Genomic DNA, 1,190 nt, shown 5'->3' with positions numbered 1-1,190 from the left:
TCTCTAGGCTGGTAATGGTTGTTCAGGTCACTTTTACTCACAAAGTTCTGGTTGTTTAAATAACGACGGTCTACCTGCCACAAATCAATCAAAACAAATAGTGCCAATAAACCGAAGGCCAATTGCATATTCATTTTCTTAGTGATGAAAGCCCAAGTAACACCAAAACCAATGGCTATAAACAATACGGTACGTAAAGCGTCAGCACGTGCTAAAGCCACACGGTCGGCAACAATGCCATTTAAAATTTCCATTGCGGCACCGCGGTTGTTCTGCAAGGTTTGTGTTAAAGCATCTAAAACCTGTGCCTGGTTGGCCTGCGTAAAGCTGAAGAACGCCGTAGGGATCACGGCAATAATTAAAGCAAAACCACCGGTAATACCTGCTGACCAGGTTAATCGCTGCACTAAATATTTTTGATCGTATTTTCCTTCTTGTGCTTCTTTAATGGCCAGTATAGCCAGCAAGGGTACCAATAAACCTACAACGGCCAATATCGATTCAACAGCCCTGAATTTGTTATAACCGGGAAGGTAATTAAAGAATATATCCGAGATAAACGGTAAGTTACTTCCAAAGGAAAGGAACAGCAATAAGACACTTGATCCTAAGATCCACCATTTCCAGCGGTGTTTTACAATAAACAGTCCGAAAACAAATAAGAAACAGATAATGGCGCCAAAATAATACGGACCTGAAGTACCCGGTTTGTTGCCCCAATACTGGTTGGTACCCAAATTTTGCGCCACATAACCAATGGCCTGCTTTGGATCAACGCCCTGAAGATTTTTTTCAACTGCTTTATAAGTATTGCTTTCAGGTTTAATAATTTCGTCGATACTGCTTGCACCACCATAAATATTCGGAATCAGAAATGAGAAACTCTCTCCAACACCCTGGCTCCATTGGTAGGCATATTCTTTATCTAAACCATTTGCAGGTTCAGCCTTATCGGTAGTTAAGTTCGATTTACCACGGATGGTTTCTTTGCCATACTCGTAGGTTGTCCACAAGGTACCTGCATTTACCAGAACCGATAAGAAAATACCCGCAGCAATATAAGCAACAGCTTTACCAAATGCCGGAAGCTGTTTTGCTTTAAAGGCATGGTAAAGTTCTATACAGCCTAGAATAAATAACGCTATAAATAAATAATAGGTCATTTGGATGTGGTTCGAGCGGATCTCTAG

General features: G+C 41.1%; 1 pseudogene. It reads right to left on the bottom strand.

Features of this window, described 5'->3' with window-relative positions:
- Positions 1-1,163: pseudogene (locus tag AC1DND_RS28160) on the bottom strand (hypothetical protein); the annotation flags it as partial.
- Between the last annotated feature and the right edge of the window lie 27 nt (positions 1,164-1,190).

This window comes from Pedobacter sp. 01N416, from assembly GCF_056399685.1.
This window is presented reverse-complemented; position numbering and strand designations above follow the sequence as displayed.